Below are 18,847 nucleotides of genomic sequence, written 5' to 3'. Positions count from 1 at the left end.
CGTAACCAGCTGACTACTCTCGATCACTGCGAACTGTCAACATGGCGGTGTCGGCCCGATTCTTGCTGTTACACTCGTGTCGTCACGCTGCATGAATTTTTATGATGAGTTCATCAGAAGGATGAATGAGACAGACTTTGGCTTTTCGTCTAGCCAGAGCGAACAATCGGTTTGATGGAAGGGAGCGCTGCCAAGCCGCGGCGCTTGCACGCGCACCGGCTTAGGTGGGGCCAGGAACAATAATGGCAGATATTGCGAGAATTCAGCGAGTCCAGCGTTCCGAACTGGCGGTTCCGGCGACATCACCCCATTTTTTTCAAAAGGCAGCACAGGGACCCGCTGACTCCATCTTCCTCGATCTGGAGGATGCCGTCGCGCCGAACCGGCGGGAGGAAGGGCGCGCTAACGCGGTCAAGGCGCTGAACGATGTCGATTGGGGCACCAAGATCGTTTCCGTGCGGGTCAATGGCCTGGATACGCCTTGGGCGATCGCGGACATTATGGCCGTTGCGCGCTGTCCGCGGCTGGACATGATCCTGCTGCCCAAGGTGCAGACGAGCGAAGATGTTCGCTTCGTCGACCGGCTGCTCGGCTGCCTGGAACTCGAAACGCCGCGGGAGAGGCGAGTAGGGATCGAAATCCTGATAGAAACGACGCGCGGACTGGCGGAAGTGGAAGCGATCGCCGCATCGTCGCCGCGGCTGGAAGGCATCATTTTCGGCGTGGGAGATTATTCGATAGAACTTGAGAATTTCGACACGGTGTTCGGAGCGCCCAACCCGGAATATGCGGTTGGTGGCGCGGAAAACGACCAGTGGCACTTCGCGTTGGCGCGGATTGCCAATGCCTGTCGCGCCCACGGTCTGCGTCCCATCGATGGACCCTTCGCCAATTATGGCGATCCCGATGCCTATCGCGCCAGCGCGATCCGCGCGCGGGCACTGGGGTTCGAGGGCAAATGGGCGATCCACCCCTCGCAGGTGGCGATAGCGAATGAGATTTTCTCTCCGACGCCGGCCCAGATCGCCTGGGCGCGGCGCATCGCCGATCGCATGGCGGCGGCGGCATCGGATGGCCAGGGAGCTATCGGCATCGAAGGCGTTCTTATCGATCGCGCGCATGTCAAGCTGGCCGAAAAGATCCTTGCCCGAGCGACCCTGTTCCAGGGGGCCGTCGCTTGAGCGCCGGACCGCTCAGTGACATTCGCGTGCTGGACGTTGCGACCTTCATCGCGGCGCCGTTCTGCGGCACGCTGATGGCAGACTTCGGTGCCGAGGTGATCAAGATCGAGCAGCCGGGGGAGGGCGATTCCCTTCGTCGCTTCGGGACAGCCACCTCCTGCGGTGACACGCTCGTCTGGCTGAGCGAGGCGCGAAACCGCCAGTCCATGACGCTTGACCTGCGGAAGAAGGAAGGGGCGGACATCTTCCGCCAACTCGTCGAGAAATCCGATGTGGTGCTGGAGAATTTTCGGCCGGGAACGATGGAGAAATGGGGCCTCGGCTACGAGGATCTGGCGGCCATCAATCCGAAGCTGGTGATGTTGCGTGTGAGCGCCTATGGCCAGACCGGGCCGATGCGTGACAAGCCCGGCTTCGCGCGTATCGCACACGCGTTCAGCGGCCTGGCGTATCTTTCAGGAGAGCCTGGCCGCCCGCCGGTGGTTCCCGGCTCCACCTCGCTGGCGGATTACATGACCGGACTGTTCGGGGCCTTCGGCGTGATGGTTGCCCTGCGCGTGGCGGAGCAGACCGGACGCGGTCAGGTCGTCGACATCGGCCTCTATGAGAGCATCTTCCGCGTCCTGGATGAATTGGCGCCCGCTTTCGCATCGTCCGGCTACAAGCGCGAACGGATGGGGCCCGATACGGTCAATATCGTGCCCCACAGCCACTATGAAACGGCCGATGGCGCGTGGGTCGCGCTGGCCTGCTCGAACGATCGGATGTGGGAGCGGCTGACCAGGGCGATGGACCGGCCCGAGCTCGCGCAGGATCCGCGCTATGCCACGCTCGTCCAACGGGATCGCCATCGCGTAGAGGTCAACGCGATCGTGGCCGACTGGGTGAAGAGCCTGCCGACCACCGAAATTCTGGCGCGCTGCGAGGCGGCACAGGCGCCGGCGAGCAAGCTGCTCGACATCGCTGACATATTCGCCGATCCGCAATATGCCGCTCGCGAGAATCTGCTCAGGATTCAGGATCCGCGGGTCGGCGAACTCGTTATCCCCGCACCATTGCCCCGATTGTCCGCGACGCCCCCCCGTTTCAGCCATGCCGGTCCTGCGCTCGGCCAATCGACGGAGGCTGTGCTGGGTGAGTTGCTGGGTTTGAATCGGGACCGTATCGATCAACTGATGCGAGAACGCGTGGTGTGACGAGGGCATGGGCGAGGACGACACTTCGCGATCGCGAAGTCTGACGATAGCGTACAGCCGGCATGGCGTCGGAAGGCAATGATAAAGGAGGATGCATCTTGGACAATGAGGCATCAAACGCGACTTCAAACCTCGTGGTGTCGAAGCTTGTGGTTGCGAAGCTGCATGGCGAGGAGGATTTCAAGTCTGACGGGTTGCGACCTTTTGCGAAATATCGCGATCTGGGATTTGCAGAGGCGACCAACGGCATGTTGCATGCTCATGTGATCAAGCTCGTTCCTCCATGCACGGACGAGGTACGCAAACGTCACCGGCACATCACCCAGGTGCAGATGTTCTACATGCTCGAAGGCTGGATGAAACTGGAGTTCGAGGGCCATGGCGAGGTTTTGATGGAGCCGGGCGACTGTTGCCTGATGCCGTCGGGCATAGCGCACACCGTGCTTGATTACTCGCCCGATGCCCGCAACCTTGAGATCACCATTCCCAAGGAATACGACACGATCGATGCATGAGGCGATGACGGCCATGTCCAGGAAGGACCGCTACGCAGGCCGGTGTTGTATCAGACTTTTTCAGGAGGAGATTAGGCGTTGAGGATCTGCCGTTTTGACGACAACCGGCTCGGCCTTGTGCAGGGCGACAGCGTTTTGGATGTGACCGAGGCGCTGCAAATCCTTCCGGAATGCCGTTACCCGCTGCCGATGGCTGATCTGCTCTACAGCAATCTTGATGCTGTTCTTGCCCGCGTGACCGAACTTGCGCCCTCCGCGCCGCGCCGCGGGCTCAAGGAGATCAAGCTGCTGAGCCCTGTCGCCAATCCGTCCAAGATCATCGGCGCGCCGGTCAACTATAATGATCATCTCGCCGAGTCGCGCGCCGATCCCAACCTGTCGCAGGGCAACGTCATCAAGCCCATCGGTGATTGGGGTCTGTTCTTCAAAGCGAACAGTTCGCTGGTCGGTGCCGGAGACGGCGTGAAGTTACGCTTCCCGGATCGCCGCACTGACCATGAGGCGGAGCTGGTCGTCATCATCGGCAAGACCGGAACCAACATTCCGGCTGAAGAAGCGATGTCTTACGTCGCGGGATATTGCGTGGGCCTCGACATGACAGTGCGGGGCGTCCAGCAGAAGACATTCCGTGCCTCTGTGGACAGCTATGCAGTCCTGGGGCCGTGGTTTGTCACCGCCGATGAGATCGCTGAGCCGGGCAAGCTGGACTTCTGGCTCAAGATCAATGGCGAGACGCGGCAGGCTTCGAATACCAGCTATCTTATCTACGACGTCCCCAAGCTCATCGAGTTTGCCTCCAGCTATTACACGCTGTTGCCGGGGGACGTGATCTTCACCGGCACGCCGGCGGGCGTGGGGCCGGTGGCACCCGGAGACATCATCGACGTGCATATCGACCAGGTAGGGACTATGCGGGTCGCAGTTTCGGCTGCCTGATTGTGCGGCGGACTGGATCAGACGAAGCCACAAATGGGGAAGTGCGAGGTCTTTCCGAAGCTTGAGGCATTTGGCAGGCGCGCGCTCAGGCTGGTGGGGCGGGGCGGGCCGACTGTGCGCTCAACATGCTTTTCGTGAAGTCCGCGAAAGCGCGCGCCGCTTCGCGCAAAACAGTGCCGCGGGGAGTAATGATGCAGATCGTGCGGCTCAGCCGCGGGTCCACGATGGGGAGGATCTGGAGATTTTCTCGGTTCCCGCGTGGAATGGCACAGGCTGGCATGATGGCTACCCCAATACCTTCGACGGCCATCGCATATTGCGTCTGCACCTGGCTGACCTCGTAGCGTGTCCGCAGCTTGAGACCGCGCGCTGCCAATTCCGCATCCAATACTCCGCGCAGCGCCGTGGCACTGTCGAGCACAATGGCCGGAAGTTCTGCAAGTTCGGCCAGCGTGATGCTGGTCGCCGAACGGTTCTGGAAGGGCGGGGGGATGAACGCCATGATCTCTTCCTGCAGGAATGGTTCGAAGACGAAGTCGACTGCGCCTTCGACATTCAGGCCGATCCCCATTTCGATCTCCTTGCTGCGCAGTTTTTCGAGCAGGTCCTGCATCGAGCTTTCGCGGACGCTCATGGTGATGCCAGGGAACTCCTGCTCGAAGCTGTAGATAAGGTGCGGGAGCAATGAGGAGGATAGCGTCGGGATGCAGCCAAAAGAGACGAATCCCTTCCGCATCTTGAGTTCTTCTTTCAACGAGCGGAGCCCGAAGTTGAGGTCGGCGAGCGAACGACGCGCAAAGCGCAACAAACGCTCGCCCTCCATTGTCAACTCGACGCGCCGTGTGCTTCGATTGAACAGTCGGGCACCGATCTGGTCCTCCAGTTGACGGATCTGCATGCTGATCGCGGATTGTGTCCGCCCCATCTCTTCCGCCGCACGCCGAAAGCTCTCATGTTCGGCCACGCTGATGAAGGTCTGAAGAAAGTTGAGGTTGATATGCATATGGGGTCTCGCGGCTGGCGGCCGAGCGGTTTCATCGTCCGCATTTATGCATTGATCTGATAGATAAGCGCTTTCAAGTTGTATCTTCAAGGATTTCTTGAGAAAGTCGCAATGGTGGCGGAGCGCTGCGTACGCGTCGCTCCAGCAAGACAAATTGCATCGGATCAGGATGATGCGTGCCGTTCCTGCCGATCCGGCGAGAGTTCAGCACAACAGGCGATTGCCTCCCTGCCCTGTTAAATATTTTGGGGCACTGTCATGTCCCGCGGACGGGACCATCCGCCGTCGCTCCCAAATAGTTTCGCTCAGTCGGGTCGCGAATCGAGAAAGGCCCGCGCCTTTGCCACGAAACCATCCGGGGAGGAGAGGGGAGGGAAATGGCCGGCTGCTTCGACGACGTCGAACGATGCGTTCGGAAGCGCGCGTGTCGTGGCCTCGACCACGGCGGGATCCCACATGAAATCCTGATCCCCCGCCAGACACAGGCAGGGGCATGCGATGCTGGCCAGGCGCGGACCGCCCTGCCAATCGAGCAGCGCTTCGGTCAGCGCTGCATAGGCATCGGGGTCATTTGCCAGGAAGTCGCCTTCATATTCCGATCGGGCAAACGCGAACGGCAGCGCTATTCCTTCGGGAAATGACAGTTCGGCGCTCGTGCGGGAGGCAACACGCATGCCACCCGCGCGAATGTCGCTGGCGCGCTGTCCGGCATAGAGGCGGGTCTTTTCAGGGATGTCGGGCGATACCGAGCAGAGCAACAGTGAGCGCACCAGCGCCGGCGCCTGAAGGGCGACCTCAAGCGCCACGATCGATCCCATCGCGCATCCCATGATGTCGATGCTGTCGATACCCTGCCGGGTGAGGAAGCGCTGCACGTCATTGGCTATGGCGGCCATGCTGTAGGGCTGGCACGGCTTTTCCGAACGTCCGGTTCCGCGGATGTCGAGGAGGAGGAGACGATGGTCCTGGGCCAGGGCGCCAACAACGTGACGCCAGGTTCGTGTGCTGCCGCCCAGTTCCGCCAGGCACAATATGGGACGGCCGACGCCATGCTCTTCATAATGCAGGCAGATATCGCCGAGATCTAAGTGAGGCATCCAGTCTCCATCAAGTCGTTCGATGGCCAAGGGCCGCCGAGCATGAAACGGCTGTACAGTTCGGGCGGCGTGCGAACGGCAAATGCCAACAGCCGTGACATGTCAGTTGCCGGACTTCAACATGTCCAGCGCGACGTCGACGATCATGTCCTCCTGCCCGCCGACCATCTTGCGGCGGCCGACCTCGGCCAGGATGGAACGGGTATCGAGGCCATAGTCGAGCGCGGCCTTTTCCGCATGACGAAGGAAGCTGGAATAGACGCCGGCATAGCCAAGGGTCAGCGTTTCGCGATCGACCCGCACAGGGCGGTCCTGCAGCGGCCTGACAAGATCTTCCGCTGCATCCATCAGCGCATAAAGGTCGCACCCATGATTCCATCCGTAGCGATCGGCAGCGGCGATAAAAACCTCCAGCGGCGCGTTGCCGGCCCCAGCGCCCATGCCGGCGAGGCTCGCATCGACGCGTATTGCGCCATTCTGCACGGCGACGATCGAGTTGGCGACGCCCAGCGAGAGATTGTGGTGCGCGTGGACGCCGCGCTGGGTCTCCGGCTTCAGGACGCGATCATAGGCCTGCAGGCGAGCGGCATATTCGTCCATGTTCATCGCGCCGCCACTGTCGGTGACGTAGACGCAATGCGCGCCATAGGTTTCCATGAGCTTGGCCTGCGTCGCCAGCGCATCCGGCGTGGTCATGTGGCTCATCATCAGGAAGCCGGAGACGTCCATACCCAGAGCGCGGGCCGCCTCGATATGCTGCTTGGAAACGTCGGCTTCGGTGCAGTGCGTGGCGATGCGGACCGAGCGCACGCCCATCTCATAGGCATGTTTGAGGTCATGCACCGTTCCGATACCGGGCAGCAGCAGCGTGGTGAGCACTGAATGTTCCAGAACCTCGGCTACCGCGCCGATCCAGTCCCAATCGGTGAAGGCGCCGAAGCCATAGTTGAAGGAAGAGCCTTGCAGCCCGTCGCCATGCGCCACCTCAATGGCGTCGACTTTTGCTGCATCCAGTGCCTTGGCGATGGCGCGAACATGATCAAGACCATATTGATGGCGGATCGCATGCATCCCGTCACGCAGCGTCACATCCTGGATGTACAATTTGGTCTGATGGGGATCAAAGGTCATAGCGCCATCCTTTTGGCCATCTTCTCGGCGGTCTTCAGAGCTGCGGACGTCATGATGTCGAGATTGCCGGCATAGGCGGGCAGGTAGTGCGCGGCGCCTTCGACCTCCAGGAAGACCGAGACCTTGAGCCCGGTGAAGTCCGAGGTTCCCGTAGAGGCCATTTCGGGAATGTGCAGCGGACGATTGGAACCGATATGCTCGAACTGCACCGACTGCTTCAACCGATAACCTGGAACATAGCTTTGCACTTCGGCTACCATGTCGTCGATAGAGCGACGGATCGCATCCTGGTCCGCCTCATCGCACAGGCAATAGACGGTATCACGCATGATGAGTGGCGGTTCGGCCGGGTTCAGAATGATGATCGCCTTGCCGCGGGTAGCTCCGCCTACGGCGACGATGGCCTGGCTGGTCGTTTCGGTGAATTCATCGATATTGGCACGGGTTCCGGGGCCCGCGCTTTTTGAACTGATGGAAGCGACGATCTCGCCATAATGCACCTTGGCCACTCGATTGACCGCGGCCACGATGGGAATCGTCGCCTGGCCACCACAAGTGACCATGTTGACGTTCGCCGCGTCCAGATTGGCATCGCCGTTCACCGGCGGGATCGTGTATGGGCCAATGGCGGCCGGTGTCAGATCGATCATCCGCTTGCCCGCAGCCAGCACCGCCTGGCTGTGGCGCTGGTGCGCACCGGCGCTGGTGGCGTCGAACACGATCTGGATGTCCTTGAACTGGGACATGGCGAGCAGCCCGTCGAGACCCTCATATGTGGTCGGAACACCCAGCCGGTGCGCCCGCGCGAGCCCGTCCGACGCCGGATCGATGCCGACCATCGCCCCCATCTCCAGCGTATCCGACAGGCGCATTACCTTGATCATCAGATCGGTACCGATATTGCCCGATCCGATGATGGCAACCTTCACCCTGGCCATGAATCAAGCCTCTCCATATCTAAAACTGCATGTCCCGATGCCGCCCACCACGGCACGCACCTGATCGCCCGGATGGATGGCTACCATGGGTCCGAGTGCGCCCGCCAACAGCACGTCGCCAGCCTTCAGCGGCTCGCCGCGCTCCGCCAGCGTCCGCGCAAGCCATGCCGCTGCATTCAAAGGATGTCCAAGCGCCGCCGCGCCCGCGCCCAGGGATGCGATCGTCCCATTGATCTCCATCACCATCCCGGCAGACCACAGGTCCAGGCCGGGCAAGGGGTGCCCTTCTTCCGCCAAAACGAAAAAGGCGGAGGAGCCGTTGTCCGCCACGGTGTCGGCGAAGGTGATTTTCCAGTCGGCGATCCGGCTGTCCACGATCTCGATGGCGGCATGGACCGTCGCCACTGCCGCCGCCGCCTCTTCAGCCGTCGTTTGTGCGGAAGGCAGATCCGTACCCAGCACGAACGCGATCTCCGCTTCCGCCTTCGGCTGAAGGCAGGCGCCGGGGTGGAGCCGGCCGCCGTCGGCGATCCGCATATCATCGAACAGCACGCCAAAGTCGGGCTGATCGACGCCTAGCTGCATCTGAACGGCCTTGGCCGTCAACCCTGCCTTGCGCCCCACGATCCGGCGTCCCTGCGATTCCCAGTAGCGCGTGTTGATCGTCTGTACGGCATAGGCACCCGCCATATCGAGCGGGTCCAGGCCGTCGCGCAGCGGTGGCACAGCACCGGATCGATAAGCCTCGCGCAGGCGGCTGGCGAGTTCGTCGTGAGTAGTCGCAGTCATAGCATCTCCCGCAACTGATCGATGGTTTGAGCCTGAAACGCCACTTCCGTACGGATCGCGCCGGACGCGACAGCGCCTGCCATCGGGGTCGGTCCTTCAGCCACCCTGATGAACGGGAATCCCGATTTCCAGACCATCCAGCTCAGGCTGAACGATGATCTGGCAACTCAGGCGCGAATTGGGCTGACGTTCTGCCGCGAAATCGAGCAGCGCGTCCTCCTCCTCGGATGGGGCTGGCACGAGCCCGACCCAAGCTTCGCCCAGATATACGTGGCAGGTGGCGCAGGAGAGCTGACCGCCGCAATCGGCGTCAATCCCTGCAATTCCTGCCGTTACCGCCCCTTCCATGACAGAGATGCCATCGTCGATCGCGACGTCCGTTTCCTGCCCCGCCGGATCGACAAATCGTACCAGAACCATTTTATCTTCCTTTGCGCCCGCTTCCTCTCAGGCCGCGTGCTTATGCTCGCTTTCCAATATCCGCATGATCTGCTCACGCTGTTCGCGAGGCGTGCCAAGCAACTCGGCGTTGGCGCGCGCCCGCTTGTAGTAGAGGTGGTTCCGCATTTCCCAGGTGAAGCCGATGGCTCCGAACACTTGAATATTGCAGGCGGTGGCAGCGCGATACTGCTCGCTGGCATAGCTTTGTGCAATGGCTGCGGCCTTGCTGGCGTCGGCGGTACCCTCGCTTAACGCCCATGCGGCATATTGCACCCCGGCAGTGGCGCATTCGTTGCCGCCGGCGACTTCGGCCAGGTCATGCTTGATCGACTGGTAAGTGCCGATGGGGCGGCCGAAGGCGATACGCTCCTTTGCGTAGGCCACGGCGTCGTCAAGCACCTGTTCGGCACCTGCGGCGCTTTCCGCAGCGAGTATGAGGTAGAGCCGGTCGCGGATCCACGACCAGCTGTCGCCATCGGCCTGAGGCAGCCGCTCGGCCGGCACGTCCTTGAATGAAATGCGGCTCACATGGCGGGTGATATCGCGCCAGTCGAGGCGTTCCATCGCCAGGCCCTGGGCCTTGGCATCCACGATGAAGAAGCCGGGCGTGCCTTCGATGTCCGCCATGACCACGATCTTGTCTGCATCGGCTGCCTCGACGACGAACGACTTTTCCCCGCTGATCGTCCAGCCGTCCCCCGCCTTCGAAGCGGTGGCGCCATGTGACAGGCCGTTTACGTCGCCATTCGGGTCCGCGACTGCCAGCGCGAGTGAAAGCTCGCCTGCGGCCACCTGCGGCAGCAGAGTCTGCTTCTGCTCTTCGCTGCCGCAACGTTCGACAGCCCAGGCGCCCGCCAGTGTTCCGAAAAGAGCCGACGGCGCGAGGGTGCGGCCCGTTTCACCGACGATCATGACAAGGTCGATATAGGTCAGGCCCAATCCGCCATAAGCTTCCGGGATGACGATGCCGGTCCAGCCAAGCTTCCGGATTTCATCCCAGAGGCCATCACGCGCGACAGGCTGCTCATTTGCCTCTGGTTTGAGATAAGGGTCGAGCCTGACTTCCTTCGAGAGGAAGGCGCGCGCATTATCCCTGAGAGCGATATGCTCTTCGCTGAGGGTGAAATTCATTGGATAAGTTCCCCGGTCGAGGGCCGATGTCCTGGCGTTTGCAGGGGCGCGGACATCGGCGCGATGGATGTTTCAGGCCGCCAGTTGCGGCCGCCCGATTTCACTGAACGGCAATTTTGCCGACGGATCGATGTCGCGCGGCAGGCCAAGGATGCGCTCCGCGACCGTGTTCTTGAGGATTTCCGTCGTGCCGATACCGATCGTGCCAGCCGGTCCGAACCAGTAGCAATAGTCCCAGCTGTTGAACAAGCCATAGTCCTGCTTGGGCAGGGGCAGTTCATCTTCGTCGCGCAGCATCCCGGCTATACCCTCTGTCCGTTTGGCCAGATCCGAGAGGCGCTGGCCGTGAGGCGAGGCAATCATCTTGCCAAGGTTCGCCTCAAGGCCGGGCGGATTGCCGTTGATCCGGTTACTGAGGTTGCGATCGGCCAGCAGACGGAGCAGTTCGCCCTCGACATAGAGTTTCGCGGCTTCGTCCCGAACGAGCGGATCATTGATCTTGCCCGTCTCGATCAGGCCGGAAACAAGCTCCCGCGCGGTTGGACCAAAACCCCATACCGCGCCCGGTTTCACCATGCCCATCCGCTCGGTCTGCAACTGTTCGAGAACAATCCGCCAGCCTTGGCCTTCCTCGCCGAGCCGGTTGCTGACAGGCACCCGGACATCGGTCAGAAACACCTCGTTGAATTCAGGTGCATGACCGGACATGTCGAGAATCGGGCGTACCTCAACGCCCGGGTCCTTCATGTCGATGAGGAAGACAGTCAGGCCGCGATGCTTCGGCACCGTGGGGTCGGTCCTTGCGATAACAACGCCTACCTGCGAAATATGAGCATTCGAATTCCAGATTTTCTGGCCGTTGATGATGTAATGATCACCCTCCAGCCGTGCTGAAGTGCGCAGGCCGCCCAGGTCCGATCCACTGGACGGTTCTGAAAACAGCATGCACCAGATGTCGCGACAGGCAAGCGCTGGCGGTAGGAACTTCTGCTGCATCTCTTCGGTGCCGTATACCAACAGCGACTGGCCACATTGGTTCACGCCAATCGGATTGAGGGTATGAGGATGCGTGATCCCGGCGCGCTTGATCTCCTGTTCGATGATCAGCTGCGTTTCGGGATCCGCCGAGAGGCCCCATGGCGCCGGCCAGTGCGGAACGGTGTAGCCCTTCTGCGCCAGTTCCTCATAGGTTACGTTAGGGTGCGCTTCGAGCCACTTGCGCACCTCCAAGCGGCGCGGATCATCGTCGGCGGGAAGATTGAAGTCCATACTCACTCTCCATAGCAATGGCCGGCGCGATGCCCGGTGCCTTGTAATTCCATAATCCTGGCAATGTGCCATTCGTTTGCCCTGAACCAGTTCGCTCAGAATGAATGGCTACATATAAAGCGTATGTTCTATCTGTTCGAAGCTCGCCCTAGCTGTCAAGCTGAAACTGTGCGAGCTTTGGGGCTTGTGGAGTGGCGCGGTGAAATCGGTTGATCGGACTGGTCGTGCAGGCGGTTTGGAAATGCGCTACAATCAGCCATATTCGCATGGAGCGCTCGATGTGAGCGGACTGTTGATTCCCTACGGACGACTCCAGGAATTCAGCTCTGTTCACGTCCTGGGCCGAGTTCGTGGAAAAGTAGGACCATCGCCAACTTAAATATAGGCCATATGCTTTAATATGGATGCTGAGGCCAGCATGTCGAGCGGTTCATCGTCTTGCAGACTGCAAGGAATCGATTGTCCGGGAAATCTTGACGCGGTGGCGTTTGTCAGCGAACGGAAATCCGACAACCATTCTTGAGACAGCGGAGAAGCGGAACCCCTCGGCGCCTTGGGGATGTGCTCAGCGTCATCGGAAAACGCGGTACGATGGCGCCAACATTTCACAGACGCATGATTTATGCGCAGGATATAAGGTTCTCAGACCCCGCTTCGCGACCGCTTGCGGGGGCTCACGCCTGAGGCGGCCGTGCGCCGGCCGCGGCGGGCGCACGGCGTGCATTCTGGACGGTTCAGGGCCGCGATACGAGGAAGGCTTTGGTCGAGTTGAAAATCCAGGTTTCAACGAAGCCGATCTCGTCGGGCTGGCCGCGACCCAGTTCGTTCAAGGCGCCAACGAGGCAGAACCAGTTGAGGACTTCCTGCTGCCCGCTATCTTCGATTGCGGAGGCTGGATAGTCGCGCCAGGAGGCATAGTCACCGCTCGCCATCGGCTCGAAGAGGGAACGATCAGCTTCGATGTCCGGCCACAGATAGTGATTCTTCTTGGTCAGAAAGGCGTGCGACCAGCTCGACGATGCGATGATGGCGACCCGATATTTGGATTGCGACAGAATGCGCGCCGTCGCGGCTCCCAGATCGAACAACCTGGCCGGGGTGGGGGCCGGCGGATCGAGATCCGCTTCGGTAAGTTCCTTCGTGAAAGAGGGCAGGCCGCCCTTCTGGCAGATGACGTGTCGGCCATAGCAGTTGATGGAGACCGGCAGGATCGGGTAATTGAAGCCTTTGCGGTCATAGTCCAGATAGAAGATCGCGTTCGTGAATGCGTGGCCGAGCGGATGATGCAGCGGCTTGTACGAATAAGCGCTGTCAAAGCCGGCTGAAATCAGTTCGCTGACCAGATGCTTGCCTGCCTCGGTCACGCCGGGCAGCACGAACTCCTTGTCGACGGGCTCTCCCCAGATATTGTTCGGAAAGTTGTGAAAGCGGAATTCGGGGTGTGCATTCACGCAATAGGGCGGGACGACATCTTCGCGGAAATTCTCATATTGATCGTCGCCCCACAAAAGGACGAAATCCGGATTGAAGTCATCCAGAGCCTGTCGCGCTTTGCGGGTCCAGTCGACCATTTTCTCGCGATGGAGGGCCGCTGCTGCCTCGCCGTCGTCGTTGCCCCATTCCTCTTGCATGGCCGCTGGCCATCCGGCCGCGCTCTTGAGCGGCTCAGGCAGCTTTGGATTGGTCATCATTTGCTTGAGCAGTCCTGACATGTTCTTGTCGGGCCACAGCAGCATCGGATAGTGGCTGATGCCCAGCGCCAGAATTTCGGCCATGCGTCTTGTTCCTTCCATAGGTGTGTTCGGTTCAACTGGATAAGCGGATCACGCCTGAATCGCGGGGTGCGTCTTCCAGTTCTGGCCAAGGCCGGTCTCTGCTGGCCCAGCTTCATTGCGCTGGCAGGCGGGCGCCTGTCACCACCCTGGTGCCAAGAAGCTTGGAACGTCCGAGCGGCCCGGCATGTTCGCTCCCATATCCACTCCATGATCGTTTTTGCGGCAGGCATCGCGCAGGGCAATGTGCCTTATTTAGTCAAACGTTTTACATTGTCTAATGGAGAGCGATTTGCTTGCCAACACGATTCTGCATCGGGCCTGTGGGCGCGTCCACCAAAGGAGCGGGCAGAAGATCCGTCCTGCGGATTGCGGCCTTTGATGCAGCGGCATTCGCTCCAATTGGGGCGTGCAGACGCTGTCTCAGGCCGTCGGCAGGGCTGCCATCGCGAGGGTGCGCCGGGCGCCCTCCAGGTGCAACCGTTCAACCATCTGGCCATCAACCTGTATCGCGCCCTTCGCCTGATTTTCAGGGGCGTCGAACGCGGCGATAATATGCTGGGCCCGCGCAATTGCTGCATTGTCGGGCGTGAATGCCCGGTGACAGATGGCGATCTGGCGAGGATGTACCAGGGTCTTGCCGTCGAATCCGAACAGCACCGCCTGTCGCGCCTGGGCTTCAAAACCCGCTTCATCGTCGAGGTGATTATATACGCCATCGAGGATCGACAGGCCATGTGCGCGTGCCGCCGCGACGGCGAGGCCAAGCGCGCCTGTGAATGCCGTGCGCATCGTGTCGAGCGTAGCGCCGGTCTCTCTCGCGAGGTCGTTGGTGCCCATGACGAAGGCGCGCAGGCGCGTGGACTCGGCGGTAGCCGCTATGCTTTCGAGTCGGAACAGCGCCAGCGGTGTCTCGATCATCGCCCACAGGTCGACATCGTGGCCCTCGAGCAGTGTTGCATATCGAACAATGTCCTCGGCCGTGCTGACCTTGGGCACCAGGATAGCGTCAGCGCCGGCTGGTCCGATCGCGCGCAGGTCCGCCTCGCCCCATTCGGTCTGAAGGCCGTTCACGCGCACGATGAGCTCACGCCGCCCGAAGCCGCCTTCCGCAAGTGCAGCGACAGCCTGTTCGCGGGCAAGATGCTTGACATCTGCGGCGACGGCATCCTCAAGATCCAGGATGACCACGTCGCAATCGAGCGTGCGTGCCTTTGCGATGGCCTTGGCATTGGACGCGGGCAGATAAAGGGCGCTTCGACGAGCTATTATGGTCATGCAGACCTCCGTTACTGGGCTGTTTGATTGCGTCGCGCTATTGCAGCGGGTCGGATTCCTAAGGCGCGATTGCGGCGAGGCTCTTGATCAGGGCGGCGCGGGTATGCCGTGAGAAGCGCAGCGCTGAAGAGGACAACGCATGACCCTTTCGCGTAAGAATGCCCAGCGCACGGGTGAGTGGCGGAGAGCCGATCGGCAGGGCTTCAATGTCCCTGTCCAATCGATCGGGCAGTGCGAGCCGGGGGATTACCGCCGCCCCGACCTCGGCCCGCACCATGGCGACGGCCGTATGGATGTGGCGCACCTCCGTCCGCGATTGAAGCTGGAGCTGGTGCGACTGCATGGCCTGTTCCAGCTCCGATTGCAGCAGCACCGATCCTGACAATGTTATGAGCGGCAGCGTAGCCAGATGCATGAGGCTCATAGCTTCGCCAGTGGGCGCGCTCAGCTTGCGCGAGATGACGATGCACAGGGGCTCGGCGACGGCCGGGGCGAAGCTGATTCCTGAAGGCGTGGGCGATGGGCAGGGCGCAATGCCGATATCCACGCGCTGCTCCGATAGGGCTGTAACGACCTCCGGCGAGGTAAGCTCCTCGACATCGATCCGCAGGGTGGGGTCATACTGCCGGAACGAGGCGATGATCGCCGGCAGGCGGCTGCCGGATATCGAAGGTACGCAGCCGATCACCAGCCGTCCGTGCCGCATCGCGGAGATGCTGCGGACCGTCGACAAGCCGTCGGCAATCTCCGCGAAGCCGCTCTCCACGCGCTTCAACAAGGCTGCTCCAGCCTCCGTCAGGGCGACCTTTCGCGTTGTCCGTTCCAGAAGGCTGACCCCGAGCTGCCGTTCGAGTTCGCGCACCTGCATGCTGAGGGTCGCCTGGGATCGGCCGACTTCCGTCGTTGCGCGAGCGAACGAGCAATGCCGCCCCACGGCAAAAAAGGCACGCAAGAGATTGAGGTTCAAACGGGCCAGTTCCTGATCCATGCTTTGATCTTAGAGCGTCAACGGTTCGCTGGGAAGGCGATCAGCCGCCGGATATCGATGGATTCCTGATTCCCAGATTGTCGCGAAGCGTGATGCCTTGATGATCCTTGCGGAACAGGCCACGGCGTTGCAGTTCGGGTACCACGAGCCGGACGAAATCCTCATAGTTGCCGGGAGCATAGCCCGCCGCAAGCACGAAGCCATCACAGGCGGAACCGAACCACTCTTCCATCTGGTCGGCGACCTGCTTTGGCGATCCGACGAAGGTTGGGAACTCGGCGAGCGTGCCGCGCTGCGTAAAGCGCACGAAATCGGCCGGCGTGGGATTGGTGCGCCCGCTCAACCGGACGACGCGGTCGCGGAACGCCTGTATGCCGGATATTGCATCCATCTCCTCGCTCGTGAACGGCTCATCATAGCCCTTCGTCGAGAAATCGAAATTGAGCACCTCGGACAACAACACCAATCCGTCGATAGGCTTGGTGAGGCCGTCGATCAGCGCCTTCTTATCCTCCGCCTGCGCCTGCGTCTCGCCGACGATGGCGTAGACGGCGGGCGTGATCCTGACCGAATCCCTGCCGCGCCCGATCTGGTCCAGCAGATCCTTGAATTCGCCATAGGACCGGCGTCCCACCTCCAGGTTCGGATAGATGACGAAAACGAGCTCGCCCCACTTCGCCGCGAAGGCCCGGCCACGCCCACTCTGCCCTGCCTGGATCAGGACCGGCTCGCCCTGCGGCGAACGGGGGACCGTGAAGGGTCCTCGAGACTTGAACCATTCCCCGGCATGTTCCAGGCGGCGGACCTTGCCCGGATCAGCGAACAGGCCGCGCTCCTTGTCGATCACCAACGCATCGTCATCCCAACTGCGCCAGTGTCCCTGCACCACTTCCAGAAATTCCTCGGCGCGATCGTAGCGCAGATCGTGAGAGAGAGCTGCATCACGGCCGAAATTGGCTGCTTCTGAATCGTTGAGGGACGTAACGACGTTCCAGGCCGCCCTTCCGCCCGTCAGTTGATCGAGCGTGGCAAAGGTCCGCGCCACATGGATGGGCTCGTAATATGTCGTGGAATAGGTAACGCCGATCCCAAGATGGCGCGTTACATGACCCAGCGCGCTGGCGCACAGCATCGGATCGAGCTTCACCGCACGGATACCCTGCTCCACGGTCATGCGATAGTCGTCGCCGAAGACGTCCGGGATCGCGAGCCGGTCATCAAAGAAGGCGAGGTGGAATTTCCCTTCCTCCAGGGTGCGGCCGATGCGCTGATAATATTCTGGCTGCAGGAAGTCGGCCGCCGCCGCCGGATGCCTCCACGACGCGGGAAGATTCGAGCAGTTTTGCGCTTGAAGGAATGCGACAAGCGCCATCTGACGATCTTGGGCCATGAACACCTCTTTCCCTTGAAAATCTGCCGCATGCTCCATGGCCTCCGCCTTGGCCCATGCTCATTGCTGTGCACCGCTTGTCTCTGAACCGAGGGCGCCACGACGCTTCTGAAATCGATCGCCGTCTGACGGCGGCCATCTGACTTTCTGCCGAAAGGCATGGCTACGAAACTGCGAAGTACGGTTTGATTATTAGAAATATTCGATAAATGCACATCAGTGCGCGTTGTCGCGAGAAGTAGGCTGCGGCGGCGCCATGGCGATCAGATAAAACAATCGATCATCAAGAAAATTGAATATGAGTTTTCCCGTGACCGATGATGGAACATCGTCTTATATGCAATATATGAGGTCGGCGCGAGATCATGACATCTCAGATTAGATCGATCGTTCTAGGAGAATAGCTTCGTGTCATTGACTGAAGCCAGCCTGAAGCTGGAGAGCGATATGCCGGCCGCGGGCAGTGAGGAATCCCCCATGAAAGGAGCAGGGATCACTGTCGCCCTGCTGACGCTGCTTTATGCGGTTTCTTACGTCGATCGCAGCATCCTGGCGCTTTTGGCCTTGCCTGTATCCCAGTCGCTAGCCCTGGATGATCGGCAGTTGGCCCTCCTGCTGGGCGTTGGCTTTGCATTGTTCTACGCCGTGGGTGGCCTTGTTCTCGCGCATTTCGTTGATACGCGCAACCGACGCATCGTGGTGACTGCCGGAGTGGTCGTCTGGAGCCTCTCGACGATCCTGTCCGGCTTTGCGAACGGCTTTTGGATGATGTTGATCCTGCGCAGCGGCGTTGCCCTTGGCGAAGCGGTGCTGACGCCCGCGGCGATCTCGCTCATCGCAGATCTCTATCCCCGGCACAGAAGGGGCATGCCCGTGGCGATCTTTTCCTCCGTCGCCGGCGTCATGGCGATCGGTTCATATGCCGTGGGCGCGGCGGCGATGGATCTGGCGGCCCGGATGAGCGGCTATACGGGCCTTGATGCCTGGCGGATGACATTCATCTTCGTGGGCCTGCCTGGGCTGCTGCTTGCGGCGATATTCGTACTGATCGCCACAGTGCCGACGCGGCGCGAGGATCGGAACGTGCCGGTCGCCGATGCCGACATACGCGTTGTGTTCACCTATCTGCGCGCGCGTTTCGGCTTCTTCGGACCGCTGCTGTCGCTCACCGGCCTGAACAGCCTGTACAGTCTCGCGATCATCGCCTGGCTTCCCGCACTGCTGGCGCGTGAGCAGGGGCTGAGCCCATCCAGCGCCGGCTATCTGATCGGCCTCGTCGGCGTGCCAGCCGGCCTCGTCGGCAATTTCTTCTGGCAATGGATTGCCACCCGAAAGCAGTTGGCGGACCCGACGGGCGGCATCGTACGTACCTTCAGGCTTCCTGCCTTGGTCGCGGCGCCCGCCTTTGCCGCGGGGCTGATGATGGATTCGCTTGTACCGCTGCTTTGTGGCTTCGGGGTCGGGATGTTCTTCAGTACCGCCTTCTCGGTGGTTTCGCCGCTGAGCATCCAGCTTTTCGGTCCCCCGCAGATGCGTGGCCGTGTGAGCAGCATATACCTTCTGATCGTGGCTGTGCTCGGCTATGGGCTGGCGCCGCTCGCTGCGGTGGAACTCGGCGCGGCCGTGGCCGGGGAGGGGCATGGGTTGCGGGAGGGATTGGTGATCCTGTCGCTCCTGGTCTGGCCAGTCCTGATCTGGATGTCCTTCCGAGTCGCCGGCAAGACCCACCTCGTCCAGATCCAATGATCCGCGGCGCCAGCCGTTGCGCCGCACCTACGCTCGATCGGGTTCA

17 protein-coding genes are annotated in these 18,847 nt (G+C 61.0%); 5 read left to right on the top strand and 12 right to left on the bottom strand.

The features are described from left to right. The first annotated feature begins 242 nt into the window (after positions 1-242). The 4 genes from MRBLMC3_RS11145 (at position 243) to MRBLMC3_RS11130 (ending at position 3,828) form a co-directional block, all read left to right on the top strand. Positions 243-1,181 (top strand): HpcH/HpaI aldolase/citrate lyase family protein, encoded by a 939-nt coding sequence (locus MRBLMC3_RS11145; RefSeq protein WP_363828657.1) that lies wholly within the window; start codon positions 243-245, stop codon positions 1,179-1,181. Then, entirely contained in the window at positions 1,178-2,377 is a 1,200-nt protein-coding gene (locus MRBLMC3_RS11140) for a CaiB/BaiF CoA transferase family protein (RefSeq protein WP_363828654.1), read from the top strand. The genes MRBLMC3_RS11145 and MRBLMC3_RS11140 overlap by 4 nt, the downstream gene beginning before the upstream one ends. A gap of 98 nt (positions 2,378-2,475) precedes the next feature. Then, positions 2,476-2,892, top strand: coding sequence for a cupin domain-containing protein (locus tag MRBLMC3_RS11135; protein WP_133651214.1), 417 nt, complete (start codon positions 2,476-2,478; stop codon positions 2,890-2,892). A 78-nt stretch (positions 2,893-2,970) separates the two neighbouring features. Further along, positions 2,971-3,828 (top strand): fumarylacetoacetate hydrolase family protein, encoded by an 858-nt coding sequence (locus tag MRBLMC3_RS11130; RefSeq protein WP_363828651.1) that lies wholly within the window; start codon positions 2,971-2,973, stop codon positions 3,826-3,828. Between the two features lie 85 nt (positions 3,829-3,913). Here the strand turns inward: MRBLMC3_RS11130 and MRBLMC3_RS11125 are convergent, their stop codons facing one another. The 12 genes from MRBLMC3_RS11125 to MRBLMC3_RS11070 form a co-directional block, all read right to left on the bottom strand. Beyond that, positions 3,914-4,831 (bottom strand): LysR family transcriptional regulator, encoded by a 918-nt coding sequence (locus MRBLMC3_RS11125; RefSeq protein WP_166666249.1) that lies wholly within the window; start codon positions 4,829-4,831, stop codon positions 3,914-3,916. Between the two features lie 305 nt (positions 4,832-5,136). Then, positions 5,137-5,928: an alpha/beta fold hydrolase gene (locus tag MRBLMC3_RS11120; RefSeq protein ID WP_363828647.1), complete on the bottom strand. Its 792-nt coding sequence runs from the start codon at positions 5,926-5,928 to the stop codon at positions 5,137-5,139. A gap of 102 nt (positions 5,929-6,030) precedes the next feature. Next, positions 6,031-7,059 carry a 4-hydroxy-2-oxovalerate aldolase gene (dmpG, locus tag MRBLMC3_RS11115; RefSeq protein ID WP_133651210.1) on the bottom strand — a complete coding sequence of 343 codons (1,029 nt, stop codon included), beginning with the start codon at positions 7,057-7,059 and terminating at the stop codon, positions 6,031-6,033. Next, a complete protein-coding gene (locus tag MRBLMC3_RS11110) occupies positions 7,056-7,997 on the bottom strand; it encodes an acetaldehyde dehydrogenase (acetylating) (protein ID WP_363828644.1) in 942 nt (313 codons plus the stop codon). The genes dmpG and MRBLMC3_RS11110 overlap by 4 nt, the downstream gene beginning before the upstream one ends. A 3-nt stretch (positions 7,998-8,000) precedes the next feature. Further along, positions 8,001-8,786, bottom strand: a complete 786-nt coding sequence (locus tag MRBLMC3_RS11105; protein WP_363828641.1) for a 2-keto-4-pentenoate hydratase — start codon at positions 8,784-8,786, stop codon at positions 8,001-8,003. A 96-nt stretch (positions 8,787-8,882) separates the two neighbouring features. Beyond that, positions 8,883-9,206: a 2Fe-2S iron-sulfur cluster-binding protein gene (locus tag MRBLMC3_RS11100; RefSeq protein WP_363736070.1), complete on the bottom strand. Its 324-nt coding sequence runs from the start codon at positions 9,204-9,206 to the stop codon at positions 8,883-8,885. Between the two features lie 27 nt (positions 9,207-9,233). Further along, entirely contained in the window at positions 9,234-10,358 is a 1,125-nt protein-coding gene (locus MRBLMC3_RS11095) for an acyl-CoA dehydrogenase family protein (protein ID WP_363828638.1), read from the bottom strand. Positions 10,359-10,430: 72 nt separating this feature from the next. Further along, on the bottom strand, positions 10,431-11,627 hold the full coding sequence (locus tag MRBLMC3_RS11090; RefSeq protein ID WP_363828636.1) for an acyl-CoA dehydrogenase family protein: 1,197 nt from the start codon (positions 11,625-11,627) through the stop codon (positions 10,431-10,433). Between the two features lie 734 nt (positions 11,628-12,361). Beyond that, positions 12,362-13,402, bottom strand: a complete 1,041-nt coding sequence (locus MRBLMC3_RS11085; protein WP_166666248.1) for an extradiol ring-cleavage dioxygenase — start codon at positions 13,400-13,402, stop codon at positions 12,362-12,364. Between the two features lie 420 nt (positions 13,403-13,822). Beyond that, a complete protein-coding gene (locus tag MRBLMC3_RS11080) occupies positions 13,823-14,677 on the bottom strand; it encodes an HpcH/HpaI aldolase/citrate lyase family protein (protein WP_363828633.1) in 855 nt (284 codons plus the stop codon). Positions 14,678-14,735: 58 nt separating this feature from the next. Next, the gene (locus MRBLMC3_RS11075) at positions 14,736-15,665 is read right to left on the bottom strand and encodes a LysR family transcriptional regulator (protein WP_363828631.1); all 930 of its coding nucleotides are present in this window, start codon (positions 15,663-15,665) and stop codon (positions 14,736-14,738) included. A gap of 40 nt (positions 15,666-15,705) precedes the next feature. Beyond that, the gene (locus tag MRBLMC3_RS11070) at positions 15,706-17,055 is read right to left on the bottom strand and encodes an LLM class flavin-dependent oxidoreductase (protein WP_363828629.1); all 1,350 of its coding nucleotides are present in this window, start codon (positions 17,053-17,055) and stop codon (positions 15,706-15,708) included. 408 nt (positions 17,056-17,463) lie between these two features. Between MRBLMC3_RS11070 and MRBLMC3_RS11065 the strand changes: the two genes are divergently transcribed. Further along, positions 17,464-18,801 carry an MFS transporter gene (locus MRBLMC3_RS11065; protein ID WP_363828626.1) on the top strand — a complete coding sequence of 446 codons (1,338 nt, stop codon included), beginning with the start codon at positions 17,464-17,466 and terminating at the stop codon, positions 18,799-18,801. Positions 18,802-18,847: the final 46 nt, after the last annotated feature.

Origin of the sequence: Sphingobium sp. LMC3-1-1.1 (assembly GCF_040676285.1) — a bacterium.
Classification (GTDB): domain Bacteria; phylum Pseudomonadota; class Alphaproteobacteria; order Sphingomonadales; family Sphingomonadaceae; genus Sphingobium.
This window is presented reverse-complemented; position numbering and strand designations above follow the sequence as displayed.